Source organism: Mycobacterium parascrofulaceum ATCC BAA-614 (genome assembly GCF_000164135.1).
GTDB lineage: Bacteria > Actinomycetota > Actinomycetes > Mycobacteriales > Mycobacteriaceae > Mycobacterium > Mycobacterium parascrofulaceum.
The window spans coordinates 31125-57809 of sequence record NZ_GG770560.1; the positions used below are offsets into that span (position 1 = coordinate 31125).

28 protein-coding genes are annotated in these 26685 nt (G+C 69.2%); 10 read left to right on the top strand and 18 right to left on the bottom strand.

Going from position 1 to position 26685, the window contains the following annotated elements:
- Positions 1 to 243: 243 nt before the first annotated feature.
- Genes HMPREF0591_RS31530 through HMPREF0591_RS26385 form a run of 3 tightly spaced genes read left to right on the top strand, consistent with a single transcriptional unit; the run spans position 244 to position 2440 of the window.
- Complete coding sequence (locus tag HMPREF0591_RS31530; RefSeq protein WP_007171825.1) at positions 244 to 534, top strand: hypothetical protein; 291 nt, start codon at positions 244 to 246, stop codon at positions 532 to 534.
- Between the two features lie 2 nt (positions 535 to 536).
- Positions 537 to 1424 carry a hypothetical protein gene (locus HMPREF0591_RS31535; RefSeq protein WP_083212368.1) on the top strand — a complete coding sequence of 296 codons (888 nt, stop codon included), beginning with the start codon at positions 537 to 539 and terminating at the stop codon, positions 1422 to 1424.
- On the top strand, positions 1421 to 2440 hold the full coding sequence (locus HMPREF0591_RS26385) for an NHL repeat-containing protein (RefSeq protein WP_007171827.1): 1020 nt from the start codon (positions 1421 to 1423) through the stop codon (positions 2438 to 2440). The genes HMPREF0591_RS31535 and HMPREF0591_RS26385 overlap by 4 nt, the downstream gene beginning before the upstream one ends.
- Here the strand turns inward: HMPREF0591_RS26385 and HMPREF0591_RS26390 are convergent.
- On the bottom strand, positions 2437 to 3915 hold the full coding sequence (locus HMPREF0591_RS26390; protein ID WP_007171828.1) for a sensor histidine kinase: 1479 nt from the start codon (positions 3913 to 3915) through the stop codon (positions 2437 to 2439). The two genes, HMPREF0591_RS26385 and HMPREF0591_RS26390, sit on opposite strands and share 4 nt — an antisense overlap.
- Positions 3915 to 4625 (bottom strand): response regulator transcription factor, encoded by a 711-nt coding sequence (locus tag HMPREF0591_RS26395; RefSeq protein ID WP_007171829.1) that lies wholly within the window; start codon positions 4623 to 4625, stop codon positions 3915 to 3917. Before HMPREF0591_RS26395 ends, HMPREF0591_RS26390 begins: the two co-directional genes overlap by 1 nt.
- A gap of 116 nt (positions 4626 to 4741) precedes the next feature.
- Between HMPREF0591_RS26395 and HMPREF0591_RS26400 the strand changes: the two genes are divergently transcribed.
- Both HMPREF0591_RS26400 and HMPREF0591_RS26405 read left to right on the top strand, forming a co-directional pair.
- On the top strand, positions 4742 to 5161 hold the full coding sequence (locus tag HMPREF0591_RS26400; RefSeq protein WP_007171830.1) for a hypothetical protein: 420 nt from the start codon (positions 4742 to 4744) through the stop codon (positions 5159 to 5161).
- 40 nt (positions 5162 to 5201) lie between these two features.
- Positions 5202 to 5459, top strand: coding sequence for a hypothetical protein (locus tag HMPREF0591_RS26405; RefSeq protein WP_007171831.1), 258 nt, complete (start codon positions 5202 to 5204; stop codon positions 5457 to 5459).
- A 15-nt stretch (positions 5460 to 5474) separates the two neighbouring features.
- On the opposite strand, the gene HMPREF0591_RS26410 is transcribed toward HMPREF0591_RS26405, so the two are convergent.
- Entirely contained in the window at positions 5475 to 6887 is a 1413-nt protein-coding gene (locus HMPREF0591_RS26410; RefSeq protein ID WP_007171832.1) for an MFS transporter, read from the bottom strand.
- Positions 6888 to 6952: 65 nt separating this feature from the next.
- Between HMPREF0591_RS26410 and HMPREF0591_RS26415 the strand changes: the two genes are divergently transcribed.
- Both HMPREF0591_RS26415 and HMPREF0591_RS26420 read left to right on the top strand, forming a co-directional pair.
- Positions 6953 to 7570, top strand: coding sequence for a TetR/AcrR family transcriptional regulator (locus HMPREF0591_RS26415; protein ID WP_007171833.1), 618 nt, complete (start codon positions 6953 to 6955; stop codon positions 7568 to 7570).
- Between the two features lie 20 nt (positions 7571 to 7590).
- Positions 7591 to 8067: a nitroreductase family deazaflavin-dependent oxidoreductase gene (locus HMPREF0591_RS26420; protein WP_007171834.1), complete on the top strand. Its 477-nt coding sequence runs from the start codon at positions 7591 to 7593 to the stop codon at positions 8065 to 8067.
- On the opposite strand, the gene HMPREF0591_RS26425 is transcribed toward HMPREF0591_RS26420, so the two are convergent.
- From HMPREF0591_RS26425 to HMPREF0591_RS26435, 3 genes are read right to left on the bottom strand one after another with little or no spacing between them, the layout of a single operon-like run.
- Complete coding sequence (locus HMPREF0591_RS26425; protein WP_007171835.1) at positions 8064 to 8420, bottom strand: DoxX family protein; 357 nt, start codon at positions 8418 to 8420, stop codon at positions 8064 to 8066. The genes HMPREF0591_RS26420 and HMPREF0591_RS26425 overlap by 4 nt on opposite strands.
- 9 nt (positions 8421 to 8429) lie before the next feature.
- Positions 8430 to 9575 carry an SPFH domain-containing protein gene (locus HMPREF0591_RS26430; protein ID WP_007171836.1) on the bottom strand — a complete coding sequence of 382 codons (1146 nt, stop codon included), beginning with the start codon at positions 9573 to 9575 and terminating at the stop codon, positions 8430 to 8432.
- 36 nt (positions 9576 to 9611) lie between these two features.
- Positions 9612 to 10049, bottom strand: coding sequence for an NfeD family protein (locus HMPREF0591_RS26435; protein WP_007171837.1), 438 nt, complete (start codon positions 10047 to 10049; stop codon positions 9612 to 9614).
- 57 nt (positions 10050 to 10106) lie between these two features.
- On the opposite strand from HMPREF0591_RS26435, the gene HMPREF0591_RS26440 reads away from it, so the two are divergent.
- A complete protein-coding gene (locus tag HMPREF0591_RS26440) occupies positions 10107 to 11036 on the top strand; it encodes a hypothetical protein (RefSeq protein WP_007171838.1) in 930 nt (309 codons plus the stop codon).
- A gap of 4 nt (positions 11037 to 11040) precedes the next feature.
- On the opposite strand, the gene HMPREF0591_RS26445 is transcribed toward HMPREF0591_RS26440, so the two are convergent.
- From HMPREF0591_RS26445 to HMPREF0591_RS26485, 9 genes are all read right to left on the bottom strand, one after another.
- Complete coding sequence (locus tag HMPREF0591_RS26445) at positions 11041 to 12051, bottom strand: ferrochelatase (RefSeq protein ID WP_007171839.1); 1011 nt, start codon at positions 12049 to 12051, stop codon at positions 11041 to 11043.
- 6 nt (positions 12052 to 12057) lie between these two features.
- On the bottom strand, positions 12058 to 12867 hold the full coding sequence (gene inhA / locus HMPREF0591_RS26450) for an NADH-dependent enoyl-ACP reductase InhA (protein WP_007171840.1): 810 nt from the start codon (positions 12865 to 12867) through the stop codon (positions 12058 to 12060).
- 46 nt (positions 12868 to 12913) lie between these two features.
- Positions 12914 to 13681, bottom strand: coding sequence for a 3-oxoacyl-ACP reductase FabG1 (gene fabG1 / locus HMPREF0591_RS26455; protein ID WP_007171841.1), 768 nt, complete (start codon positions 13679 to 13681; stop codon positions 12914 to 12916).
- A 332-nt stretch (positions 13682 to 14013) separates the two neighbouring features.
- Complete coding sequence (locus HMPREF0591_RS26460; protein WP_007171842.1) at positions 14014 to 15021, bottom strand: VWA domain-containing protein; 1008 nt, start codon at positions 15019 to 15021, stop codon at positions 14014 to 14016.
- Complete coding sequence (locus tag HMPREF0591_RS26465; protein ID WP_007171843.1) at positions 15018 to 15929, bottom strand: DUF58 domain-containing protein; 912 nt, start codon at positions 15927 to 15929, stop codon at positions 15018 to 15020. The genes HMPREF0591_RS26460 and HMPREF0591_RS26465 overlap by 4 nt, the downstream gene beginning before the upstream one ends.
- A gap of 38 nt (positions 15930 to 15967) precedes the next feature.
- Entirely contained in the window at positions 15968 to 17101 is a 1134-nt protein-coding gene (gene moxR1 / locus HMPREF0591_RS26470) for a chaperone MoxR1 (protein ID WP_007171844.1), read from the bottom strand.
- A gap of 152 nt (positions 17102 to 17253) precedes the next feature.
- Positions 17254 to 17985, bottom strand: a complete 732-nt coding sequence (ripB, locus tag HMPREF0591_RS26475) for an NlpC/P60 family peptidoglycan endopeptidase RipB (protein WP_007171845.1) — start codon at positions 17983 to 17985, stop codon at positions 17254 to 17256.
- Between the two features lie 10 nt (positions 17986 to 17995).
- Entirely contained in the window at positions 17996 to 19432 is a 1437-nt protein-coding gene (gene ripA / locus HMPREF0591_RS26480) for an NlpC/P60 family peptidoglycan endopeptidase RipA (protein WP_007171846.1), read from the bottom strand.
- Between the two features lie 240 nt (positions 19433 to 19672).
- A complete protein-coding gene (locus HMPREF0591_RS26485) occupies positions 19673 to 20215 on the bottom strand; it encodes an Rv1476 family membrane protein (RefSeq protein WP_007171847.1) in 543 nt (180 codons plus the stop codon).
- Positions 20216 to 20457: 242 nt separating this feature from the next.
- Between HMPREF0591_RS26485 and HMPREF0591_RS26490 the strand changes: the two genes are divergently transcribed.
- A complete protein-coding gene (locus tag HMPREF0591_RS26490; protein ID WP_167310188.1) occupies positions 20458 to 23274 on the top strand; it encodes an aconitate hydratase in 2817 nt (938 codons plus the stop codon).
- Between the two features lie 12 nt (positions 23275 to 23286).
- On the top strand, positions 23287 to 23868 hold the full coding sequence (locus tag HMPREF0591_RS26495) for a TetR/AcrR family transcriptional regulator (RefSeq protein WP_007171849.1): 582 nt from the start codon (positions 23287 to 23289) through the stop codon (positions 23866 to 23868).
- 13 nt (positions 23869 to 23881) lie between these two features.
- On the opposite strand, the gene HMPREF0591_RS26500 is transcribed toward HMPREF0591_RS26495, so the two are convergent.
- From HMPREF0591_RS26500 to HMPREF0591_RS26510, 3 genes are all read right to left on the bottom strand, one after another.
- Positions 23882 to 24079 carry a helix-turn-helix domain-containing protein gene (locus tag HMPREF0591_RS26500; protein ID WP_040624192.1) on the bottom strand — a complete coding sequence of 66 codons (198 nt, stop codon included), beginning with the start codon at positions 24077 to 24079 and terminating at the stop codon, positions 23882 to 23884.
- Positions 24080 to 24170: 91 nt separating this feature from the next.
- A complete protein-coding gene (locus HMPREF0591_RS26505; protein WP_007171851.1) occupies positions 24171 to 25799 on the bottom strand; it encodes an ABC-F family ATP-binding cassette domain-containing protein in 1629 nt (542 codons plus the stop codon).
- 20 nt (positions 25800 to 25819) lie between these two features.
- Positions 25820 to 26629 (bottom strand): enoyl-CoA hydratase, encoded by an 810-nt coding sequence (locus HMPREF0591_RS26510; RefSeq protein WP_007171852.1) that lies wholly within the window; start codon positions 26627 to 26629, stop codon positions 25820 to 25822.
- Between the last annotated feature and the right edge of the window lie 56 nt (positions 26630 to 26685).

The following is a 26685-nucleotide window of genomic DNA, read 5'->3' on the forward strand; positions in this document are numbered from 1 at the left end:
ACCGCCGCACCCGCCCGGTGGTCCGTTCGGCGGGCCGCCGGGACCGGGGGGACCGATGGGCCCCATGGGACCGGGGGGACCGGGGCGACCGCCGCCACCGCCGGGGCCGGGTGACCCGTTCCGCCCGCCCCCGCCGGGATTCTGACGCGGGGTTAGCCGTGCTGCGCGGTGGCCGCCTCGCGCCGGGGCGGCCACCGACTTCGCTGCACACAAAAATTCTTGACGCGTCCTAAACTTCCGCTCATGGAACAGCTGAGGGTGGCCGTGCCGGCCGTACAGCTGATGAGCGTTCGCTGGCGTGCGCAGGTCGACGAGCTTGTTGCGGCCGTTCCCCCCGCGTTGGGATTGGCATGTCAGCCAAGCTCCGGGGCGGTCAGGGCGGGGCACGCCGCGGTCGGGCTGGCCGCCACGTCGCTCATGGGAAGAATGCGGGACAGCGCGGCGAAAGTCGCCGCCGCCAACTCCGGCTATGCGGCCAATGAGACCAATTCAGCTGCAGAATTCGTAGCGATCATTCACCGATCAGGCAGTTAGCGATGGCAACGGCGATTGCATCGGCTCCCACGTTGTCGAGCCTCATGGCTTGGCCGACCGAGCATCTCACCAACGCGGCCGATTATTGGTCCAGCACCGGCAACCGGTGGTACGACGTTTTCGCCCAGACATGGCATGAAAGTCTTTCCGTCGACTGGAGGGGAACAGGCGCCGACGCGCTGCAAACGCGCACTTACGCGGACAAACTCAAAGTCAGCGGATTAGTCGATCAATTACATGAAGCGGCAAAAGTGGCTCGCGCCGGAGCTTCCGATTTGTATGCCGCCAGATCACGGGTGCGATACGCGGTCGAAGACGCGCGCGATGCGGGCTTCGCCGTGGGCGAAGACCTCTCGGTCACCGATCGGTCGACGGGCGGGTCTTCCGCCGCTCGGTCCGCCCGGCAAGCTCAAGCGCAGGCCTTTGCCGCCGATATCCGCCAGCGTGCCGTGCAACTCATCGGGCTGGATGAACAGGTCGCCAGTAAAGTCAATGCGGCCATGGCAGGCGTCGGCAACGTCTTCCCTGCGGATACTCCCACCACGACCACCACCTCCCCGACCGAGCCACCGCCGCAATGCAAGCCAGAGGACATCGCGAAGCTGCAAGCAAAAGTCGATGACTTCAATCGCCGCGACAAAGACTATTTGCGCCGAGTGGCCGACCACAACCGGAAACCGCGTGACTACAACATCAACGATCCGGAGCAGAAAAAAGCATACGAACTCTACGTCCAAGAGGAACATGAGCTTCGCGACGAAGGAAGACGTCTTCAAAATGAGGGAGCAGGCCTCTACAAAGATCTGACCGAATGCGGAGTCAAGATCGTATGGGACCAGGACCATACCCACGCGAAAATACTGTGGCCCGACGGATCAGTAACTGAGTGAACAACGACCAGCCCGTGGAGCCCGCGTATGAGGAAGACGCGCGCAGGGCGGCAGGCGCCGCAGAACTGAGCACCGACGCCCGTCTTTCCGATCCCGAGCGCTCATGGTGGCGTCGCAGGAAGTGGGCGCTGGTCGTTGTAGCCATCGTGATGGCCCTCCTCGCCGGTGTCCTGGTCTACGCGCCGATCCACCGGCACGCACCCGCGCCACCCACGGCGCCCTCCAGCCGTGCGAAGCCTGCGACCCCGGCGGCATCCGTGGTGCCGTTCACCGGCCTGTCTCATCCCACCGGAATAGCGGTGGACGCGGCTCGAAACGTCTACGTCGCCGATACCGGAAACAACCGGGTGTTGAAGTTGGCGCCGGAGTCGGGCACCCAAGAGGTGATACCGTTCGCTGATCTCAACCGACCGTTTGGGGTCGCCGTCGACGCCGACGGCGCGGTATATACCGTCGACAACACCCAACGGGTGCTGAAGTTGGCGCCGGGCCGCAGCACACAGCAGGTGCTGCCGTTCAACGGCCTCTCCAGCGTGGGCGGTCTGACCGTCGATTCCGCGGGAAACGTCTACGTCGCGGACACCGGCAAGAACCAGGTGGTGAAGTTGGTCGCGGCCTCCAACACCCAGCAAGTCGTCGGCTTCTCTGACCTGTTTTACCCGGGCGACGTGGCAGTCGATCCCGCCGGCAACGTTTACGTCACCGAAATCTGGACCGACCGCGTTCGGGTGCTTGCGGCAGATTCGGGGCGGCAGCGCGAATTGTCGTTCGACCATGACCTTTACCAGATCCATGTGTTCGCGGTTGCGGTCGATCCCGCGGGCGACGTCTTCGTCACCGACAACTTCCAGGGCCAGGGCTATTGGGTCGTGGAGTTGGCCGCAGGCTCGCGGGCACCGAAAGTGTTGCCGTTCAGCGCCCTTGACGCTCCCAATGGAGTCGCGGTCGACTCCGCCGGCAGTGTCTACGTCGCCGATGCCGGACACAACCGGGTGGTGAAGTTAACGCTCGGTTAGCATGCCGATCCCGCGGCCGGCAGCGTGAGCCGAAACCTCGCCCCACCCTCGTGGGGCAGGCACACCAGCTCGCCGCCATGGGCGTGCGCCAGCGCCCGCGCGATCGGCAGGCCCAGCCCGGCTCCGCCGTGATCGCGGCCGCGCCCGGCGTCCAGGCGCACCAGGCGCTCGAAGATCCGCTCCCGCTCGCCGTCGGGAATGCCCGGGCCGCTGTCGGTGACGGTCACCTCGGCGGTTCCGTCGCGCACGCCGACGTCGACCGTGATGGCGCCCCCGGGCGGGGTATAGCGACGGGCGTTGTCGAGCAGGTTGGACAGGATCTGGGCGATCCGGGTGGGGTCCGCGTTGACGGTCAATGTGGCGGCGCCCGTGCGGGTGACGGCGAGTTGCGGCGCCAGCATCGCGGCCCGGTCGGCTTCGGCATCCGCGAGCGCGGCCAGGTCGACGTCGTGGCGGTCCAGCGGCAGCCCGGCGTCGATGCGGCTCAGGTCGAGCATGTCCGACACGAGCCGACCGGCGCGGCGGGCATCGGAGAGCAACAGGCCGGCCCGGCGATATTGGCCGTCGGCGTGCTGCTGGGAGGCGCTGTTGGCGAGTTGCTCGGCGGCGACCTGAATGCCCGCGATCGGGGTGCGCAGCTCGTGGGCGGCGTCGACGAGGAAGCGCCGGGTCGCCGTCTCGGCGCGCCGGGCCGCGTCGGCGGCCTTTTGCGCCCGGCGTTCGGAAGCCTCCAGGGCGTCCAGCATCCCGTCGAAAGCCGTTGCGGCGCGCCCTAATTCGGTATCGGCGCGGTCCGGTCGCAGCCGTCGCCCGCGATCACCCGTCCTGATGTCGTTGGCCAGCGTCGTGAGCCGATCCAGCGGGCGCAACGCCACCCGGCTCACCGCCATCAACAGCAGCGCGGCGACCACCAGGGTCGCCACGCCCGCCCCGATCATCAGCAGCCGCAGCTGGTGGGTCACCTGAGTGGTTTGCGTCGTATCGGCGACCAGGATCACCCGTCCCCCGTCGGGCAGCGGGAGCACCAGGGCCGTCGCCGTGGCGTCCGCAGGCGGCGGTGGCGGCGGGGGTGGCGGGGGTGGCCAGGGCGGCATCGGCGGCATGCCGGGCGGCGGGAAGTTCCGGCCGGACGCCCAGGGCGGCGGGGGCGCAAAGGGCGGCGGCGGGGCCGTCGGACCGGCGACGGTGTCGGGGCTGATGCCGCGGTCGCCGTAGGTCGCGCCGTCGGCGGTGACCAGCAGGGCGCGCACCCCGCCGCCGTTGAGTTCCGCGGCCAGCAGGTCGGGCGAGGTGTGCGCGGCGTCCAACGCCTCGGCGCGCGACGCCGCCGCCAGCAGCCGGTCGTGCAGGTTTCTCCGGGCGAGCACACCCAGGCTGACGTCGATGGTGACACCGAGCGCCACCAGCAGCAGCGCCAGCAGCGCCACCACCACCAGCGTCACCCGGCGCTGCAGGGAGGGGGTGCGAGTCGTCATTATCGCTGGGGCTGCAGCCGGTAGCCGATGCCGCGCACGGTGTGCAGTATCCGCGGCCCGTGGGCCTCGAGCTTGCGCCGCAAGCCACTCACGTACACCTGCACCAGGTTGGGGTCGTAGGCGTCGTAGCCCCACACCGCGTTCAGGATCTGGCCGGCGCTGACGATGCGGCCCCGCTGCTCGACGAGGAAGGACAGCAGCCGCAGCTCGGTTGCGGTCAGGTCGAGGCGACGCCCGCTGCGCGCGGCCACGCCGGCGTCGGTGTCGAGCATCAGGTCGCCGAACTGGATGACCTGCGGCAGCCGCCCGCGCCGGCGCAACACCGCCCCGACCCGCGACACGAGTTCGGCCAGCTCGAACGGTTTGACCACGTAGTCGTCCGCCCCGCCGTCCAGGCCGCGCAACCGGTCCTCCAGCCCGTCGCGGGCCGTGATCAACACGATCCCGACCTCGCCCCAGTCCCGGATCACGTCGATCAGCGCGAAGCCGTCGCGGCCCGGCAACATGACGTCGAGCACCACCAGGTCCGGCCGCAACCCTTCCAGGGCCTCTTCCAGCCGGTCGCCGTCGCGGCGGCCGACGGTGTGATAGCCGACATCGGTGAGCGCCTCGCTGACCATTTCGCGGATCGTCTCGGAGTCTTCGACGACCAGCACCCGCGGCGTGCCGACGGAATAGCGGCCGGCGGCCGTCCGCGGGCAATTCGTCATGACCCCATTGTCGGCGCCGCGGCTGAAACGAACCTGAAGCCGCTCGCTGGGGCCATCCGTCGCGGCGCCCCGGTTTCTTCAGGTCCACTTCAGTTGCGGCTCCTACGGTCGCCGACATGACCACTGACGACCACATCGACACCAATCCGCCCGCGCCGCCCCCGACCGCCTCCCGGCCACCCGAGCCCCGCCGCCACTCCACCGCCGTGGTGGTCGGCGCCGGGGTGGCCGGCGCGCTGATCGGCGCGTTCGGCATCATCGCGGCGATCGCCTTCGCGTGGCTCATCAGCGCGGGCCCGCCCGGACCGCCTGGGCCGCCGCCGGGGCCCCCGCCAATGATGGCGTTCCATCACGGCCCGCCGCCCCCGCCGATGGGCGGCCCGATGGGGGTTTCGGCTTCGGGCCGCCGCCCGGCCCGCCCGCGCCGCCGCCCGTCCCGCCCCCACCGCCGTCCCCGGCATCGTCCCCGCACGGCTGACCGGACTGCCGCCGTCACGATCCGCAAATCGTGGCGGCGGCGGCCGTCCGGCCAGTAGCGTCTCGGGTTACCGACCGCCGACGACCGTGGAGAACCGCATGACCTCGGACAACATCGGAACCCGCCGCTTCCCCACCGCGGTCGCCGTCGTCGCCGGGCTGGCCGGCCTGGTGGTCGGCGCGCTGGCCGCCTTCGCGATCACCGGGCTGGTCTTCACGGTCCGGGTCCAACTCCCGCCGCCGCCATACCCACCCCCGCTCTCGTCGCAGTCCGGGGGCGGATGCATCTACCCCTCTCCGCCGTCGCCCAGCGCCCCGCCGGGTCCGGGAGTCCTGCCGCCGCCGCCCCGCCCCTGAGCCCGGCGCTCGCGGTCAGCGCGGGCGAGGTCGCGAACGGCGCTCTTCGCCTTCCAGCTCCCGGGCCTCCTGCTTGCTTTCGGCGGAAGGACCCGATCCCGGCAGTCGTTTTCCGGCGACTTCGGGCGTGAAGATCAGCGTGATGGCGCCGACCACGCCGGCGAAGATCAACAGGTACGCCGGCACCAGGGTGTTGCCGGTGGCCGACACCAACGACTCGGCGACCAGCGGCGTGGGCCCGCCGAAAGAGGACACGGAGATGTTGAAGCCGATGGACATGGCGCCGTAGCGCACCTTCGTCGGGAACAACGCCGGCAGCACCCGCGGCTCGACGCCGGTGAAGCACAGCTGCGTCACGCCGATGATCAGCACACCGAGGAACTTGACCAGGTAGCCACCGCCGGACCGGATCAACACGAACGCCGGCACCGACGCCGCGATCAGTGACGCGCAGCCGACCCACATCAGTGGCTTGGTGCCGATGCGGTCGGACAGCCTGCCGACGAATACGACGGCGGCCAGCATGACCAACAGCACCAGCAGGATCATCATCAGCGCCGGGTTGTCCGGGACGCCCACGGTCTTCTTCAGATACGTCGGCAGGTATCCGCTGAGCGTGTAGCTGGTGAGCGCGATCGTCATCTCCAGGCAGATGCAGATGACCAGCCCCCGCCATTGTTTGACGACGGTGTCTTCGAACTGCTCGCCGCCGGATTCCTGCTCGCCCTTGTCCTGGTTCTCATAATCGGGTGACTCGTCAAGGCGCGACCGCATGAACATCGCGGCCACGCCGAGCGGCCCACCGAGGACGAACGGGATGCGCCAGCCCCAGCTCGTCATGTCGGCTACCGGCAGCGCGACCTGCAGGCCGGTGATCAGCGCGGCGCCCACCACGTAGCCGGTCAGGGTGCCCAGCGGCAGGAATCCGGCCATCATGCCGCGCCGGCGATCCGAGGCGTGTTCGTTGACGTAGGTCATGGCGCCGGCATACTCGCCGCCGGTCGACAGGCCCTGGCCGATGCGGATGATGACCAGCAGGACCTGCGCCCAGATCCCGATCGAGCGGTAGCCCGGAAGCAGACCGGTCGCGGTCGTGCTCACCGCCATCAGCAGGATCGTGAACATCAGCACCCGCTTGCGCCCGATGCGGTCACCGAGCGGCCCGAAGATGATGCCGCCCACCGGCCGCACCAAGAACGTCGCCGCCAGCGTGGCAAAGGTCGCGATCAGGTTCCCGGAACCGGAACTGCCGGGGAAGAACACCTGCGCCAGCATGGTGGCCGTGTAGCTGTACAGGCTGAAGTCGTACCACTCCATGAAATTGCCGATGGCGGTGCCCTTGACGGCCCGATGCGTCGCGCCCTTGTCGGCGACGCGGATCTCGTCGCGAGACCACGTACGGCGGCTCTTGCTTGCTTGGGGACTCATCGCGCGACGGCTACCCACAACCCCCACGTCTACGCTCGACTAAACAATCGTTTACAATTGTAAACGTGCATTCACCACCCCCGGACGACCGGACGGCCCGCGCACGGATCCGCGACGAAGCGCTGCGGCTGTTCGCCGAGCGCGGCCCCGACTCGGTCACCCTGCGCGACATCGCGACCGCGGCGGGCGTGTCACCGGCTCTGCTGATTCGGCACTACGGCTCGAAAGACGGATTGGTCGACGCCGTAGACGATCACGTCGTCAAGACCTTCGAGGTGCTGCTGTCGACGATGACCGAGCAGACCGCCGTGGCCGGGCTCGAGCCCACCGCGGTGCCGAGCCTGCTCGACGGCCTGGCCACCCACCTGCCGCCCGACTCGCCGATCCCGGCGTACCTGAGCCGGCTGCTGATCGCCGGGGGCAGGGCGGGGTCGGCGTTGTTCGACCGGCTCTTCCGGCTGAGCCGGACCACGCTCGACGCGATGGTCGCCGCCGGAACCGCCAGCGCCGGCGCGGACCCCGCGGTGCGGGCGGCGTTCCTGCTCGTCAACGACCTCGCGGTGCTGACGCTGCGCCCCCGCCTGACCGAGGTGCTCGGCGTGGATCCGCTTTCGGACGCGGGCATGCGGCGCTGGGCCGGCGAGGTGTTCGCGATCTATCGGGAAGGACTTGTCAACGGGTGAAGAAAGAATCGGAGGTAAAGATGTCCAGCACAAACATTTTCGCCAAAACCGGCGCGCGTCTGCTCCGGTCCCCGCGCTTGATGCGCGCGCCGATCTGGATCTATAAGGCCCGCGCGGGGGCGCTGTTCGGGTCGCGCTTGCTGATGCTCGAACACATCGGCCGCAAATCCGGTGAGCCGCGCTACGTGGTGCTGGAAGTGGTCGGCCACTCGTCGCCGGACACCTACGTCGTCGCCTCCGGCTTCGGCCGAAAGGCGCAGTGGTTCCGCAACATTGAGGCCAATCCGCGGGTGCGCGTCTACGCGGGCAGCCACGCGCCCAGACCCGCCACCGCGCGGATCCTCGACCAGCACGAGGCCGACCGCGCGCTGGCGACCTACCTCAGCCGGCACCGCAAGGCGTGGGAAAAGATGAGGCCGGCGCTGGAGGAAACGCTCGGCGTGCCGATCACCGAGACGAACACCCCGCTGCCCATGGTCGAGCTGCGACTGGACTAGCTGCGGTCGGGGCCCTTCGCCGTCATCACCGCGAACGTGGCCAGGAACACCGCCGCCGGGAGCGCGTTGACGGCCTTGTCGCGCACCCGGATGTGCGCACCGAGCGCCAACACGAAATAGACCGTCAGCATCGCCGTCGTCACCCGCGCCAGCGCCGGGAAGCGGGTGACCGACAACAGGCCCACGGCGGCGGCCGCCTTCACCGCAGGCAGCACGGGCCGCACGTTCTCCGGCAGGCCGACGTCGTCGAGGACCTTCTTGATGGGGGCCACCTGAACACCGCACGCCACCGCGTCCACGGCGTGGAAGACGCCGAGTGCCGCGTAGGTCTTCGGCGAAGTGAAAACGCTCATGGAGCAATCCTATTGGCCCAATCGCGGCGGCGCCCCCGGCGGTGGGCCGTCCACCGGCTGGCGGGCGATCGCCTCGGCCTTGGCCACCGCCTGCGCGATCGCCGGGTCGGTCTCGGTGGAGAACCAGTCGGCAACGTCGGCGTCGTCGGCCGCGCTGTGCTTGGGTGCGTCCTCGACCGGCGACGGCTCAAATCGGAACACGCCGTCCTCGCCCGGGGTGCCCAACAGCTTGGTGAAGCCCTGCAGCGCCGCGTTGAAGTCGCTGGGCACCACCCAGACCTTGTTGGCGTCGCCGCGGGCCATCTCCGGCAGCGTCTGCAGGTACTGGTAGGCCAGCATCTCCGGGGTGGGCCTACCGGCCTTGATCGCGGCGAACGTCTTCTCGATGGCCTTGGCCTGCCCCTGCGCCTGCAGGTAGGCCGCGGCACGCTCGCCTTGGGCGCGCAGCATCCGGGACTGCCGGTCGGCCTCGGCCGCCAGGATCGCGGCCTGCTTGGCGCCCTCGGCGGCCAGAATCTGCGCCTGCTTGGCGCCCTCGGCCTCCTTGATGGACGACTCCCGCATACCTTCGGCGGTCAGGATCATCGCCCGCTTCTCGCGGTCGGCCTTCATCTGCTTTTCCATGGAGGCCTGAATGGACGGCGGCGGGTCGATGCTGCGTAACTCGACCCGGGCCACCCGCAGCCCCCAGCGACCGGTCGCCTCGTCGAGCACCCCGCGCAGCTGACCGTTGATCTGGTCGCGGGAGGTCAGCGTCTGCTCCAGCGTCATGCCGCCCACGACGTTGCGCAGCGTGGTGGTGGTCAGCTGTTCGACGCCGACGATGTAGTTGCTGATCTGGTAGACGGCGGCCTGCGGATTGGTGACCTGGAAGTAGACGACGGTGTCGATGTTGAGCGTCAGGTTGTCCTCGGTGATCACCGGCTGCGGCGGGAACGACACCACCCGTTCCCGCAGGTCCACCCGCGCACGGACGCGGTCGATGAACGGCACCAACAGCGTCAGCTGACCGCTGACCGTCCGGCTATATCGGCCCAGCCGCTCGATCACCGCGGCCTCCGCCTGCGGAATCAGCGCGACCGACTTGGCCACCACCACGATGGCGAATATCACCAAGACGACCAGCAACACCAAACCAGCAACCGCACCTTGCACCCGAGTTCCTCTCTCTCACAGCGTCTTTCGCAGTCGTTACGGACCGCTCTTGAAGACGACCGCCGTGGCGCCGTCGATTTGCAGGACGGTCACCGACTCCCCCGGTTCGTACACATCCGCCTCGTTGAGCGGCCGCGCCGTCCACACCTCGCCGTCGAGCTTCACCTGGCCCTCGTCGCGGGAGATCCGCGCCAGCACCAGCGCGTTCTTGCCCTCCAGCGCCTCGATGCCCAATCGCGGCACGTGCGCGGGTGTCAGGCGGCGGCGCAGCGCGGGCCGAACCAGCACGAGCAGCAGCACCGAGACGATCAGGAACACGGTTCCGTCGGCCCAGACCGGCCAATCCGTCAGCCAGCTGATCCCCGAGGCGGCCAGCGCGCCGCCGCCGAGCATCAGCAGGAACATGTCGCCGGTAAGGGCCTCCGCACCGGCGAGCACCAGCGCGAATATCAGCCAAAGCACCGCGGCGTGCATGCGGCCAGAATACGCGTGATCCGCCTTTGCCGGGCAAAACAACTACACTGCGGAATCGTGTGGTGTCCCAGTGTCTCGCTGTCCCTGTGGGCCAACGCCTGGCTCGCAGGCAAGGCCGCGCCCGACGACGTCCTCGACGCGTTATCAGTATGGGCGCCAAAGCAATCGGTCACCGCGTATGATGCGGTCGCCGCCGGCCATACCGGGCTGCCGTGGCCCGATGTGAACGACGCCGGGGCGGTGACGCTGCTGCAGACGCTGCGCGCCGCGGTTGGCCGGTCGACGCCCGGCGCGGACGGTTCGGGCCGGCTTTGCGGGACGATCAACGTGCTTTTGCCGGTGCCCGGCGATGTGCGCGGGCTGGCCCCGGGCACGCAGTTCGAGCGTGACGCGCTGGCCGCGGGCGAGGCGATCGTCATCGCCAATCCCCACGATTCCGCCGCCGCCGTCGGCCTGGTCCCCGAGTTCTCCTACGACGACGAGGAGGACTTCCCCGAGCTGTGCGCGCTGTCCTGGACGGTGTATTCGCTGCCGGGCGCGCCGGTGCTCGACCACCACGAGCTCGGGGATGCCGAATACACGCTGAGGTCGGCCGTGCGGTCGGCCGCCGACGCGCTGGGCGCCATCGGGCTGGGGTCGGCCGCGGCCGACATCGACGATCCCCGGGGGCTCGTCGAGCAGTTGCTGGAATCCGCACGCCAGCACCGCGTTCCCGACCACGCGCCGTCCCGCGCGCTGCGGGTGCTGGAGAACGCCGCGCACGTCGACGCCATCATCGCGGTCAGCGCCGGGCTCAGCCGGTCACCCGACTCGCCGGAACGGTTCACCGCGCCCATCGTCGCCGGGCCCGAGCCGTTCGGCACCCGATCGTCTTCGGAGGCCCGCATCGCCAGCGACGCGCTGCGGCCGCTGACATCCGTCGTGCGTTCGGCACGCATGGCCGCCGTCACCGCGATCCTGCACTCGGCCTGGGCCGACTGGTCGTGAACCGCTAGGCGGATTCGGCCGCGACGCAGTGCGGCGGACGGCACGGCGCGCCGTTCACGCCGGCCAGACAACCGGGCACCGGGTCGGGGCCGCTCACCCGCGCCGGGGGCCGGCCGGTGCGCAGTTCGTCGATGAGATCCGCGGCGAGCCGGGCGAATCGGCGGTCGGCGTTGGGCGTTGCGGCCCGGGCGAACGCCACCCCCGCCACCTCGGCCTGCGCCCGCAACTCCTCGTCGAGATCCCACACCACCTCGATGTGATCGGCGACGAACCCGATCGGGCAGACGACGACGGCCCGGGTGCCCGAGGCGGCCAGCCCCGCGAGATGGTCCTCGACGCTGGGCTCCAGCCACGGCACCTGCGGCGGCCCCGAACGCGACTGCCACGTCAGGTCGTAGTCGGCATACCCGGCGGCGGCCGCGACAAGCCTTGCGGCGTAAGCGACTTGGCGGCTGTAGAGCCGTGGGCCGAGGCGCTGGTCGGCGGCCACCGGGACGGAGTGGGCGGTGAACACCAGCCGCGCGCCGGCGGGCACGGTCTGCGCCGCGGCCGCGACGGCGTCGGCGAACATCTCGACGAAGAGCGGGTGGTCGAAGTAACGCCGCAGCTTGACCAGCTCGGGCGCGCCCGGCCCCGCCGCCTCGCGCGCGCGGGCGATGTCTTCGGAGTACTGTGTGCAGCCGGAGTAGCCGCTCCACGCCGACGTGGTGAACACCGCGGCGCGACGAACGCCGTTGTCGCGCATGGTAATGACCGTGTCTTCGACATACGGTTCCCAGTTGCGGTTGCCGAAATAGATCGGCAGCTCCAGTTCCGCCTGCAACTCGGCGATCAGCGCGCGGTTGATCCCGTTGATCGGTGACACCCCGCCGAAATGCAGGTAGTGCTGGGCGACGTCGTCCAGGCGTTCGGGCGGCACGTTACGCCCGCGGGTGACGTTCTCCAGAAACGGCCGCACCTGCTCGGGTCCTTCCGGCCCGCCGAAGGACAGCAGCAGGACGGCGTCGAATTCCATTGTTGCCTAGAGCAATTGAGTGCTGGCGCCGCCGTCGGCGAAGATGATGGTGCCGGTGGTGGCGGGCAGCCAGTCCGAGAGCACGGCGCACACCGTCTTGGCGACGGGAGTGGGGTCCTTCATGTTCCAGCCGATCGGCGCGCGCTGGTCCCAGCCCTCTTCGAGCAGCTGCATCTGGGCGCCGGCCTCCTCGCCGAGCGCACCGCCGACGATCGCCGACATCGCCAGCGTCCGGATGGGGCCCGCCGCAACGAGATTGGAACGCACCCCGTACTTGCCGGCCTCGCGGGCGACGAACCGGTTGACCGATTCCAGCGCGCTCTTGGCCACCGTCATCCAGTTGTAGGCGGGCATGGCGCGGCTGGGGTCGAAGTCCATCCCGACGATGGACCCGCCGGGGTTCATGATCGGCAGTAGCGCCTTGGCCAGCGAGGCGTACGAGTACGCCGAGATGTGGATGCCCTTGGAGACGTCCTCGTAGGGCGCGTCGAAGAACGGGTTGATGCCCATGCCGGTCTGCGGCATGAAGCCGATGGAGTGCACCACGCCGTCCAGCTTGTTGCCCGCACCGATCTCGGCGGTGACCCGCTCGGCCAGGCTGTTCAGGTGCTCCTCGTTCTGCACGTCGAGTTCGATCAGCGGGGCCTTCTCCGGCAGCCGGTCGGCGATGCGCTGGATCAGCCGCAACCGGTCGAACCCGGTGAGCACCAGCTGCGCCCCGGCCTCCTGGGCCGCCTTGGCGATGTGAAACGCGATCGACGAGTCGGTGATGATCCCGCTGACGAGAATCCGTTTGCCGTCGAGCAGTCCTGCCATGTCCGTCCTTAAAATGTCGGGGTTGAGGTCCTTGTCGTGGTTGAGCTCAGTGGCCCATGCCCATGCCGCCGTCGACCGGGATGACGGCGCCGGCGATGTAGCCCGCATCCTCGGACGCCAGGAAGCTGACCGCCCCGGCGACGTCCTCGGCGGTGCCGACGCGCTTGGCCGGGATGAATTCCAGTGCGCCCGCCTGGATCCGCTCGTCCAGCGCGCGGGTCATCTCGGTGTCGATGTAGCCGGGGGCGACCACGTTGGCGGTCACGTTGGCCTTGGACAGCTCGCGGGAGATCGAGCGGGCCATGCCGATCAGGCCGGCCTTGGCGGCCGCGTAGTTGGCCTGGTTGCCGATGCCCCACATGCCCGACACCGACCCGATGAAGATGATGCGACCGAACCGCTTGCGCTGCATGCTGCGCGACGCCCGCTGGGCCACCCGGAACGCCCCGGTGAGGTTCGCGTTGATGACCTCCTCGAAGCGCTCCTCGGTCATGCGGATCAGGAAGGCGTCTTTCGAAATGCCGGCGTTGGACACCAGCACCTCGACCGGACCCTGGTGCTCCTCGACCTCTTTGAACGCGCGGTCGACGGCCTCGTTGTCGGTGACGTCGCAGACGACGCCGAACAGCCCCTCGGGCGCCCCGGAGCCGCGGTGCGTGACGGCCACCTTGTGGCCGTCGGCGGCCAGCCGCTGTGCGATCGCCAGACCGATCCCCCGGTTTCCGCCCGTCACGAGGACCGAACGGGATACGAATGCGGGTTTGCCGCCGTCGGCGGCACTTTCGGTGGTGTTCTCGGTGGCCGTGTCAGTCACCCCGTCAACCTATCGCCTGGGGTTTGCTTGGTTGAAATCTCCCCCTGCCATGTTGCCCGCGTCACGCTGGCGTGACGCTCGGGGGTGACGGCCACGCTGGCGTGACGCTCGAGGAGCGAGGCGTGACAGCCACGCTGACAGGTCCCCGGCAGTGGGCGGCACCCTCGGCTCGACCGCCGAAAGCCACGCTGGCGTGACGCTCGGGGGCGACAGCCACGCTGGCGTGACGCTCGAGGAGCGAGGCGTGACGCTCGGGGAGCAAGCGTGACGCTCGGGGGCGACGGCCATGCTGGCGTGACGCTCGGGGAGCAAGCGTGACGCGTCAGGCAACGCTAGGTCGGCAGGCGGCGGTTGATAAGCAGCGCCGCCAGCGCCGCCAACGCCAGCACCAGCGCACCCAGCCGCACCCAGCCCACGCTGGCGTCGCCCTTGATCGTCTCGTAGCCGATCTGCTGCTGCAGCGTCGCGTACACGGATTTCAGCTCCTGCAACGTCGCCGCGTTGTAGGCGTTCCCGCCCGAGAGCTGGGCCACCTTCTTCAGCGTCTCGTCGTCGACGGGCACCGGCTGGCGCTGGTCGTTGATCTCGACGAAGCCGTACGGCGTGCCGAACGAGATCGTCGAGATCGGCACGCCCTGGTCCTTGGCGGTGCGCGCCGCGGTGAAGGCGCCCTTCGGGTTGTCCGGGTTGGTCGGCATCGTCTCCTTGCCGTCGGAGAACAAAACGATGCGCGCCGGCGGCGGCGCGTCGCCGCCGCCGATCACCGCGCCGACCGTGGCGATGGCCTGCAGCGCGGTGAAGATGCCCTCGCCGGTGGCGGTGCGGTCGGCGAACTGCAGCTTGTCCAGGGCGCGCTTGGTCGAGTCGCGGTTGGTGGTCGGCGACACCAACACGGTCGCGGTCCCCGCGTAGGCGATCAGCCCCAGGTTGATGCCCGGGGTCAGCTCGTCGGCGAACTGCTTGGCCGCCTCCTGCGCGGCCGCCATCCGGTTGGGCTGCACGTCGGTGGCCCGCATCGACTGCGACACGTCGATCACCAGCATCACCACCGCGCGGTTGCGGGGAATGCGGACGTCGTTGGTCGGCCCCGCCATCGCGATGGTGAGCAGCACCAGCGACGCCACCAGCAGGATCGCCGGCACGTGCCGCCACTTCGGCGGCCGCTTGGGGGCGACGCTTTCCAGCAGCTCCATGTTGGCGAACCGCAGCATCCGCCGCTGCCGCGCCAGCTGCATGACGATGTACAGCGCGGCCAGCCCGGCCACGACGAGCAGGAACAGGAAGAACCACGCATGTTCGAAGCCCGACAACGACATCGGGCCCAGCAGCGGCAATGTCACTGCCGCCCCGCCAATGCACCGCGCCGGCGGGACTCGACGAAGCGGACGATGTCGGCGATCCAGTCCCGGTCGGTGCGCAGCGTCAGCACCGGGGCCCCGCAGCTGCGGATGGTGCGCGCCACCTCGGCGCGGTGCGCCGCGGCCGCCTTCGCGAAATCGTCGCGCAGCTGGGCGTCGATGGTGAACTCGCGGGTGACGCCGGACTCGGCGTCCTGCAGCACCACGTCGCCGATGTCAGGCAGCTCGACGTCGCGGGGATCGAGCACCTCGATGGCCAGCACCTCGTGCCGGGCCGCGATCGCCCGCAGCGGCCGCATCCAGTTGATCGGACCCAGGAAGTCGCTGATGATCACCGCCATGCCGCGGCGGCGTTCGGGTCGCCGCAGCGCGTCGATGGCCGTCGCCAGATCCCCGCGCACCCCGACCGGCGCCCTGGGCGTGGTGGCGATGGTGCGCAGCAACGTCTGCTCGTGCTGGCGCCCGGAACGCGCCGGGACGCGGACCATGGTCTGGCCGTTGGCGATCAGCGCCCCGAGCCGGTTGCCGCCGCCGCTGTTGAGGAAGGTGATGGCCGCCGCGGCCGCGACCGCCAGGTCGCGCTTCTCGCACCCGACGGTGCCGAAGTCCAGGCTCGCCGACATGTCGACGACCATCCAGGTCTCCAGCTCGCGGTCGGCGATCATCTGCCGGACGTGGGGATGCATCGTGCGCGCGGTGACGGCCCAGTCCATCCGCCGGACGTCGTCGCCGGGCTGGTACTCGCGTGACTCGCCCGGCTCCGAGCCGGGCCCCGGGATCAGGCCGAGGTGGTCGCCGTGCAGGACACCGTCGAGCTTGCGCTTGACCGTCAGCTCGAGTTGCCGCAGCGCCGCCGCCAGCTTCGGGTCCACGATCTGCCCGCGCTGCATCGATGGCGGATGTGGCACCGCCGGCTGCTGGGGCTGCGTCACCGACCGCTGGCCGCGCCGGCGGGCTGCATCACCGGGGGCACCGATTGCCCTTGCTGCGGAACGGCGTTGACCTGCGGCAGGGCAACGGTCTGCAGGACCCGGTTGATGACGATCTCCGGTGAGATCTCGTCGGCGAGGGCGTCGTAGGTGAGCACCAGGCGGTGCCGCAGCACGTCGGGGATGACGTCCACGACGTCCTGCGGGATGACGTAGTCGCGGCCGCGCACGAGCGCCAGCGACCGGGACGCGGCGATGATGCCCAGCGAGGCACGCGGGGACGCACCGAACGAGATCCAGCTCTTGACGTCGTTCATGCCGAGCTGCTCGGGATGGCGGGTGGCGGTCACGACGCGCACCACGTAGTCGACCAGCGCGTGGTGGACGAAGTTGTTGGCCGCGATTTCCTGCAGCCGCAACAGGTCACCGGTGTTCAGGATCTGCTTGGGCTCCGGCGGCCGCACGCCCATCCGGTAGATGATCTCCCGCTCCTCTTCGGGCGAGGGGTAGCCGACGTTGATCTTGAACAGGAAGCGGTCGCGCTGCGCCTCGGGCAGCGGGTACACGCCCTCGTGCTCGATCGGGTTCTGCGTGGCCATCACCAGGAAGGGGTTGGGCAGCGGGAAGGTCTTGCCGCCGATCGACACGTGCCGTTCCTGCATGACCTCCAGCAGCGCCGATTGCACCTTGGCCGGCGCGCGGTTGATCTCGTCGGCGAGCAGGAAGTTCACCACCACCGGGCCGAGCTCGGTGTCGAACTCCTCCTTGCCCTGCCGGTAGATGCGGGTACCGATGATGTCGGTGGGCACCAGGTCGGGCGTGAACTGGATGCGGGCGAACGTGCCGCCGACGACCTTGGCGAAGGTCTCGACGGCCAGCGTCTTGGCCACGCCGGGAACACCCTCCAGCAGCACGTGGCCCTTGGAGAGCAGGCCGACGAGCATCCGCTCGACGAGCTGGTCCTGGCCGACGATGATCCGCTTGACCTCGAAGATGGCCCGCTCCAGGGTGTGCACCTCGGCGGCCAGGCCGTTACCGCCGCCGGACGGCGCTTCATGGGCCGGCGCGCCGGCAGGACCTCCCGGGCCCGAGTAACCGCTGGCGCCCGGAGGCGGCCCACCTGCTGCTGTCATCAATAACCCTCCACAGCTCATTCGGACACGACTGCTTGCACCACCACCGTCGTGGGGCCGCGACGTGCCCGCGTCCAACTATTCCAGGCCCGCCGGATTCCGTCGACGCTGGTGGTTCGGCCCCGGGCTACAGCCGGGCGACCGGACCCGGATCAGTACTCGATGATCCTAGTCAGGAACGGCGTCATGCCGGGCTTGCGAACCGGGCTGACGGTGACGTGACCGGCCAGGCTGGACGCCTCCAGCATCTGTCCGTTGCCCAGATACATCGTCACGTGCTGGCCGCCGTTCGGGCCGTAGAAGATGAGGTCGCCGCGCCGGGCCTGGTCCGGCGGGATGTGCCGGCCGGCGTTGTACTGGTCACCGGAGAACCGCGGGATCAGCACGCCGACGCCGGCGAAGCCGTACCGCATCAGGCCCGAGCAGTCGAAACCGGTGATGTTGGCGCCGTCGCCGACGCCCTTGCTGGGGCCGTCCAGCGAGCCGCCACCCCAGGAGTACGGGACGCCCATCTGCGATCCCATCCGCTTGATCACGTACTCGATGGCCTGCCGGCCGTAGACGCGCGGGATCTTGCCGCCGGGGTTGGTCGGGGCGGCCGCGGTGGGCGCGGGATCCCCCAGGATGTTGATTCCGAGGCCGCCGAGGAATTGCCTGCCCAGGTTCATCGTCGTCTGGGTGGCTTGCGCGGTGGCCTGCAGCGAGGCGTTGGCGACGGCGAGCGGGTCGCCCGGCGCGCCCGCGCTGATGGTCGCCGGCAGGGTGGGGTCCCAGCCCGGGTCCGCCACGGCGACGGGCGTCGGGGCGGCGACAGCCAGCGTCAGCCCGGCCACCACTGCGGTGATCCAGGCGAAGTTGATCAGGCGAATCCGCTTGCGGCGCATGGCTCCCCGTTCAGTACTCGATGTAGCGGACGACGTAGGGCGTCATGCCGCTGGTGCGCACCGGCGCGACGCGGACCTTCAGCCCGATGTCGGGCGCCTCGAGCATCTGGCCGTTGCCGAGGTAGATCGTCACGTGCTGGGACCCGCCCGGGCCGTAGAAGATGACGTCACCGCGGCGCATCTGCGAGGACGGGATCTTGCGGCCCAGGTTGTACTGCGAGCCCGAGTAGTGCGGCAGCTTGATGCCCACCCCGGCGAACGAGTAGAGGACCAGGCCCGAACAGTCGAAGCCGGTGATGCCCGCCCCGGAGTCGATGCCCCTACTCGGGCCCGCCGCGTTGCCGCCGCCCCAGGAGTAGGGCACGCCGATCTGCGACATCCCGCGCCGGATCACGTACTCGCTGGCCTGCCGCCCGTACACCCGCGGGATCCGCCCGGCCGTCGCACCGGGGGACGCGTTGGTGATGCCGGTGTCGTCGGGCTTGAGGATGCCCAGTTGCTGCAGGAAGTTGCGGCCCAGCCCGGCGGTGACCTGAGTCGAGGTGGCCGAGATGCCCAGCACCTGGTTGATGACCGCGATCGGGTCGCCGGGAACGTTGGCGCTGGGGATCATCGGCAGGGTCGGGTCCCAGACGCCGTCCCACCGCCGCGCCCCGCCCTGCGGTGCGGGTGCGCCCGGCGAACCGGTCTCCCACCGGTCGCCCGACGCGGGTGCAGCGGGCCCGCCCCGGCGGGTCGACCATTCCCGTTGGGCCGCTTCAAGTTTGGCCTGCGCCTCGTCGCGTTCGGCGGCCAGGCGGGTGACTTGTTCGCGCTGTTCGTCGAACTTGCGCTTGGAGTCGGTCAGCGCCGCCACCGCGGCGTCCTGACTGCCCTTGGCGTCGGCCGCGGCCTTGTCGGCCTTCTGCTTGGCCAGCCGGGCCGCCGACTCCCTGTTCACCTGCTCGGTCCGCGCCCGCTGCAGCTTGGCCATCACCGTTTGGGAGCTCGCCGAAAGGGTCTTGGCGGCGGCCTCGGTGGCGATGATGTCGTCAGGGCTGGCGGCGGTCAGGTAACTGCTCGACGGGCCGTTCATATAGGTGGCCGCCGCGAAGGTGTCGAACCGCTGTTGCGCCGCGGCGATGGCGGCGTTGGCGTCCTTGACCGCCTGCTGGCTGGCCTCCAGGTCGTGTTGGGCCGCGGCGGCGTTGTCCCGCGCGCTCTCGACGTCGACCAGGGCCTTGTTGACGCTCTCCTGTTCCGTCTGGATTTCGGCGCTGAGGTTTTCCAGGCGCTGGTTGGCCTTGGCGACGTTGGCGATCAGCCCGGCCAGGCTGTCGGCGGCGGGGTCACCATGCGCGAGGCCCGGCGTGCAGAGCAGCAGTGCCACGCTCAGGACCGAGGGCACGACAGGCCGAACCAGCCTCGCGACCGGCTGCGCAGCGGAGCCCCGGCGTGTGCGTCTCATTCGACTCAGGTCTCCTACGGCTCAACGCGACGGGCGGCGCCGGCCACAGAGTTCACTAACGGCGCCAAAGACAACACCAGCATCATTTGCACCGTACGTCACACTATTGGGCGCGCAAACGCTCCGCAGAAATCGCACTCTCTACGTGCGTTTAATGTGACCGAACGGTGACCTACCGTGTTTGCCGCCGGGCCGAACGGGGCGACGAGCGACGGAACCCGCTCCCCAGGATACGGGTGGCTACGCCGTGTTGGTGGGCGTCACTTCCTGCGCTCCCGGCGAATCCGTCGGGGTTGCTGGACGCCTGCTGCGCACCTGCAGGACGCGGGTCGCGACGGCCGCGGCGAACACGGCGAGCAACAGGAAGATGGTCAGCCCGGTCCAGGGGAATTCCGGGGTGCTGAGCTCGTTCACGAAGTGCTGCGCCGAGACCACCGGATTGCCCGTCTTGGCGATGTCCTCGCCGGCCTCCAGGGTGACGCGCGGGAACTGGGTGCTGTAGCTGCCGACGTAACTCGGGCTCAGCGTCAGGACGGTGGCGTCGTGATAGTCGGCGCCGACGACGGTGGAGATGTCGCGCAGCGGGGTGTCGTTCGGGGGGTTGTGGTCGAGCAGCACGATCTTGAGGTTGATGCCCTTGGCATGGGCCTCGTCGACGATGTGCAGCAGGCCCGGCATATCCGCCGCCGGCGCGCTGACGCCGGTGGCGGCGACCTGGGCCTTGACCGCCGTCATGTCGACGTCCTGCGGGATGTAGACGGGTAGCACCGGGTGCAACGTCATGTTTGTCTCCTGCTCCGCCGTCCTGCTCGAGCGCCACGCTGGCGTGGCGCTCGGCCACCGCGGTCACTCTAGCGTGACGGTCGCCGCGTATTGGGGGGTCGCGGGGGGTTTAAACCACCGACGTACGCGACAAGACTGGACCTACGGACGCCCCGTCGTAATGCAGGACAAGCGTACTGTTAAAGTAGCACCGCACCGCCGGCACGGCCCGTCGGCGGAAGAACTTAATCCCGGGAGTTGAAGTGACTAAAGAAGATTCTGTGAACTCGTTCGGAGCACGCGACACCCTCGAGGTCGGCGACAAGAGCTACCAGATCTACCGCCTCGACGCCGTCCCCAACACCGAGAAACTCCCCTACAGCCTCAAGGTCCTCGCCGAGAATCTGCTGCGCAACGAGGACGGCAGCAACGTCACCAAAGACCACATCGAGGCCATCGCGAATTGGGATCCCAAGGCGGAGCCCAGCATTGAGATCCAATACACCCCCGCGCGCGTCGTCATGCAGGACTTCACCGGGGTGCCGTGCATCGTCGACCTGGCCACCATGCGGGAGGCCATCGGCGACCTGGGCGGCAAGGCGGAAAAGGTCAACCCGCTGGCGCCGGCCGACCTGGTGATCGACCACTCGGTGATCGCCGACCTGTTCGGCACCGCAGACGCCTTCGAGCGCAACGTCGAGATCGAATACCAGCGCAACGGCGAGCGCTACCAATTCCTGCGCTGGGGCCAGGGCGCTTTCCGCGACTTCAAGGTGGTGCCGCCCGGCACCGGCATCGTGCACCAGGTCAACATCGAGTACCTGGCGAGCGTCGTGATGGAGCGCGACGGCGTGGCGTACCCGGACACCTGCGTGGGCACCGACTCGCACACCACGATGGTCAACGGCCTGGGCGTGCTGGGCTGGGGCGTCGGCGGCATCGAGGCCGAGGCCGCGATGCTCGGGCAGCCGGTGTCGATGCTGATCCCGCGGGTCGTCGGGTTCAAGCTGACCGGCGAGATCCAGCCGGGCGTGACCGCCACCGACGTCGTGCTGACCGTCACCGAGATGCTGCGCAAGCACGGCGTGGTCGGCAAGTTCGTCGAGTTCTACGGCGAGGGCGTGGCCGAGGTGCCGCTGGCCAACCGCGCCACGCTGGGCAACATGAGCCCCGAATTCGGTTCCACCGCAGCGATTTTCCCCGTTGACGAGGAGACGATCTCCTACCTGCGGTTCACCGGCCGCTCCGACGAGCAGCTGGCGCTGGTCGAGGCGTACGCCAAAGAGCAGGGCATGTGGCACGACCCCAAGCACGAGCCCGCCTTCTCCGAATACCTCGAACTCGACCTGTCCGACGTGGTGCCGTCGATCGCCGGGCCGAAGCGTCCGCAGGACCGGATTCCGCTGTCGGACGCCAAGTCCACCTTCCGCGGCCAGATCGGCGACTACGTCGGTGACGACCCCGACAAGAAGGAGTACTCCAAGCTCGACGAGGCGGTCGACGAGTCCTTCCCGGCCAGCGACCCCGGGGCGCTGGAGAACGGTCACGCCGACGACGCGCCGAAGTTCGAATCGGCTGCGGCACACGCCAAGGGCCGGGTCAGCAGCCCCGTCCGCGTCAAGTCCGACGAGCGCGGCGAATTCGAACTCGACCACGGCGCGGTCGTGATCGCCGCCGTCACGTCGTGCACCAACACCTCGAACCCCGAGGTGATGCTCGGTGCGGCGCTGCTGGCCCGCAACGCCGTCGAGAAGGGGCTGGCGTCCAAGCCGTGGGTGAAGACCTCGATGGCGCCGGGCTCGCAGGTGGTCAGCGACTACTACGACAAGGCCGGGCTGTGGCCGTACCTGGAGAAGCTCGGCTTCTATCTGGTCGGTTACGGCTGCACCACGTGCATCGGCAACTCCGGTCCGCTGCCCGACGAGATCTCCAAGGCGATCAACGACAACGACCTGTCGGTGGCCGCCGTGCTGTCCGGCAACCGCAACTTCGAGGGCCGGATCAACCCCGACGTGAAGATGAACTACCTGGCGTCGCCGCCGCTGGTGGTCGCCTACGCGCTGGCGGGAACCATGGACTTCGACTTCGATCAGCAGCCGCTCGGGACAGATAAAGAGGGCAAGGATGTCTTCTTGAAGGACATCTGGCCGTCGCAGAAGGACGTCTCGGACACCATCGCCTCGGCGATCAACCAGGAGATGTTCACCAAGAACTACTCCGACGTGTTCAAGGGCGACGAGCGGTGGCGCAACCTGCCCACCCCGAGCGGCAACACCTTTGAGTGGAACCCGGATTCGACGTACGTGCGCAAGCCTCCCTACTTCGAGGGGATGTCGGCCGACCCCGAGCCGGTCAGAGACATCGAAGGGGCCCGGGTGCTGGCGCTGCTGGGCGACTCGGTGACCACCGACCACATCTCCCCCGCCGGCGCGATCAAGCCGGGCACCCCGGCCGCGCAGTACCTCGACGAACACGGCGTCGAGCGCAAGGACTACAACTCCTTCGGTTCGCGGCGCGGCAACCACGAGGTGATGATCCGCGGAACGTTCGCCAACATCCGGCTGCGTAACCAATTGCTCGACGACGTCTCCGGCGGCTACACCCGCGACTTCACCCAGGACGGCGCCCCGCAGGCGTTCATCTACGACGCGGCGCAAAACTATGCGGCGCAGAACATTCCGCTGGTGGTGCTGGGCGGCAAGGAGTACGGCTCCGGGTCGTCGCGGGACTGGGCGGCCAAGGGCACGCTGCTGCTGGGGGTGCGCGCGGTGATCGCCGAGTCGTTCGAGCGCATCCACCGCTCCAACCTGATCGGCATGGGTGTGATCCCGCTGCAGTTCCCCGAGGGCAAGTCCGCCAAGGAATTGGGACTGGACGGCACCGAGGTGTTCGACATCACCGGCATCGAGGCAATCAACGACGGCAAGACGCCAAAGACGGTGCACGTCAAGGCAACCAAGGAATCCGGCGATCCGGTGGAGTTCGACGCCGTGGTGCGCATCGACACCCCGGGCGAGGCCGACTACTACCGCAACGGCGGCATCCTGCAGTACGTGCTGCGCAACATGCTGAAGTCGTAGCCGTCACCGCCGGTGCCCAAAGTCAGCGAGGACCATCTGGCGGCCCGCCGCCGCCAGATCCTCGACGGCGCCCGCCGCTGCTTCGCCGAATACGGCTACGACAAGGCCACGGTGCGGCGGCTGGAGACGGCCATCGGGATGTCGCGGGGCGCGATCTTCCACCACTTCCGTGACAAGGACGCGCTGTTCTTCGCGCTCGCGCACGAGGATGCCGAGCGGATGGCCGACGTGGCGTCGCGCGAGGGTCTCATCCAGGTGATGCGCGACATGCTCGCCGCGCCCGAGGAGTTCGACTGGCTGGCCACCAGGCTGGAGATCGCGCGCAAGCTGCGCAACGACCCCGCATTCAGCCGCGGCTGGGCGGAGCGGTCCGCGGAACTGGCGGCGGCGACGACCGATCGGTTGCGCCGGCAGAAGGAGGCGCAGCGGGTGCGCGACGACGTGCCCGACGACGTGTTGCAGTGCTATCTGGAGTTGGTGCTCGACGGGCTGGTGGCCCGGCTGGCCTCAGGCGAAGACCCGCGGCGGCTGTCCGCGGTGCTCGACCTGGTGGAGAAGTCGGTGCGCCGCAACGATTCTGGGCCGCAGGAATAGCTGCGCTCCGGCGCTACACTCCTGCGGATCGCGAGGTGTGGTTGGGGCCGCCGCGGCCGCGCATCGTGGTGCCGGCCTGCAGCAGCATGCTGTGAATCGATCCGTATGACCTGCCGGTGGACGCGACCAGCGTGCGGATGCTGGCCCCGCCCTCGTAGGCGTTGCGCAGCTCGAACAACAGCTGCTCGCGCGTCTTCTTCGACCTCTGCAGTGTCCTTTTCATGGATGCCCTCCGCGCCCGAACACGATCGCAAGCACCCAGAGTAGGAACCCGCCGTCGGCCGCGGGCGATTTCGCCCAAATCAGGCGAGCTCGATCAGGTCCCGGTATTCGGCGGACCAGAAATCCTCGGTGCCGTCGGGCAGCAGCACGACGCGCTGGGGGTCGAGGGCCTCGGCCGCCCCGGGGTCGTGCGTCACCAACACCACCGCACCCTGGTAGCTGCGCAGCGCGTCTAGCACCTGCTCGCGCGAGGCGGGGTCGAGGTTGTTCGTCGGTTCGTCGAGCAGCAGGACGTTGGCGGTGGACGCCACCAGGCCGGCCAGCGCGAGCCGGGTCTTCTCACCGCCCGACAGGGTGCCCGCCGGTTGGTCGAGTTGCGGTCCGCTGAACATGAACGCGCCCAACAGGCCGCGCAGGTCCTGCTCGCCGGAGTCGGGCGCGGCGTGGCGAATGTTCTCCCAGACGCTGGCGTCGTTGTCGAGGGTGTCGTGCTCCTGCGCGAAATAGCCCATCCGCAAACCGTGTCCGGGCTCCAGGCCGCCGGTGTCGGGCTCCTCGGTGCCGGCCAACAGGCGCAGCAGCGTGGTCTTGCCGGCGCCGTTCAGCCCCAGCACCACCACCCGCGAGCCGCGGTCGATGGCCAGGTCGACACCGCTGAACACCTCCAGCGACCCGTACGACTTGCTCAGCCCCTTGGCCACCAACGGCGTGCGCCCGCACGGGGCCGGGGTGGGGAACTTGATCCGGGCCACCTTGTCGGCGACCCGCTCGTCGTCGAGTGCGGCCATCATCCGGTCGGCGCGGCGCAGCATGTTCTGGGCCGCAACGGCTTTCGTGGCCTTGGCGCCCAGCTTGGCGGCCTGTGTGCGCAACGCGGTGGCCTTGCGTTCGGCGTTGGCGCGCTCGCGGCGGCGCCGCTGCTCGTCGGTCGCCCGGGCGTCCAGGTATTTCTGCCAACCCATGTTGTAGACGTCGACCTCGCCGCGCACGGCGTCCAGAAACCACACCCGGTTCACCACGTCGGCGAGCAGCTCGACGTTGTGGCTGATGATCACCAGCCCGCCGGTGTGCGACCGCAGGAAGTCCCGCAGCCAGCCGATCGAATCCGCGTCCAGGTGGTTGGTCGGCTCGTCGAGCAGCAGCGTCGTTGACGAACCGGCACCGGTGTCCGAGGCGGCGAACAGGATGCGCGCCAGCTCCACCCGGCGGCGCTGACCACCGGACAGCGTGCGCAGCTTCTGGGTCAGGACCCGGTCCGGCAGGCCGAGGCTCGCGCAGATGCGGCTGGCCTCGCTCTCGGCGCCGTAGCCGCCCAACGCGACGAACCGCTCCTCCAGCTGCCCGTAGCGGCGGATGGCGCGGTCGCGCGCGTCGTCGTCGGCGACCTCGGCCATCAACGCCTGCTGCTTCTCCAGGTCGGTGAGCAGAACGTCGAGGCCGCGGGCCGACAGCACGCGGTCGCGGGCCAGGACCTCGAGGTCGCCCTCTTTGGGATCCTGTGGCAGGTAACCGATTTCACCGGCGCGCGCGACGGACCCGGCATACGGTTCGGTCTCCCCCGCCAGGATGCGCAGAGTCGTCGTCTTGCCGGCTCCGTTGCGGCCGACCAAACCGATCCGGTCGCCGGGCTGCACGCGCAGGTCCGGGCCGTCGGGTGAGAGCAGGATGCGCGCACCAGCGCGGACCTCGAGGTCCGTGGCCGTGATCACATCTTCTCCCTTGTCGTTGGCTACTTGTCGTCGGTGAACACCGGCGGGCGTCGCTCCGCGCGCGCGGCAACCGCCTCTTCGAAGTTGGCGGTGAGCAGACGAACGAACAGCTGACCCAAGCCTTCGGCTTGCATGTGCCCTTCCAGGCTACCGGCGTCCAGCCCAGTCCACAGTGTGCGCTTGGTCAACTCGATTCCCGGCCGGGAGAACGCGGCTATCCGCGCCGCGATCGCGTAGCAGGTGTCCAGCAGCTGCTCGTCGGGCACCTGGCACGACACCAGCCCGATGCGCTCGGCCTCCTCGGCCGTGACGTCGCGGCCCGTCAGCATGATTTCGAACGCGCGCGAGGAGCCGATGGCCCGGGGCAGCAGGTAGCTCAGCCCCAGCTCGCTGGCGGTCAGCCCGTTGTTGATGCCGGCCGCGCGAAAGTACGCGCCGGTGGCGGCGACCCTGATGTCGGCGGCCAGCGCCAGACACAGCCCGCCGCCGATGGCCGGGCCGTTGACCGCAGCGATCACCGGCTGATGCAGGCGGCGCAGACCCAGGATGACCTCGTCGAGGACCTCCATGGAGCGCAGCGCGTACGTCGGGCGGGTCAGCCCCTCCACGTGCGGCACCGAGCCCGCGGACTTGTGGTCGGCGCCCGACGAGAACCCCCGGCCGGCACCGGTCAGCACGACGACGCGCACCGAATTGTCGTACCTGACCTTCTCCAGCGCCTCCTTGAGCGGCACCATGACGTCGAAGGCCATGGAGTTCATCCGCTCGGGCCGATTGAGGGTTATCAGCGCGACGCCGGGCCGCGGGTGCTCCACCAGTACCAGACTCACTAAAGCAACCTAGCGCGTGAGCCGGAGGGCCCGGATGCTGGCGGGATCCTCCAGTT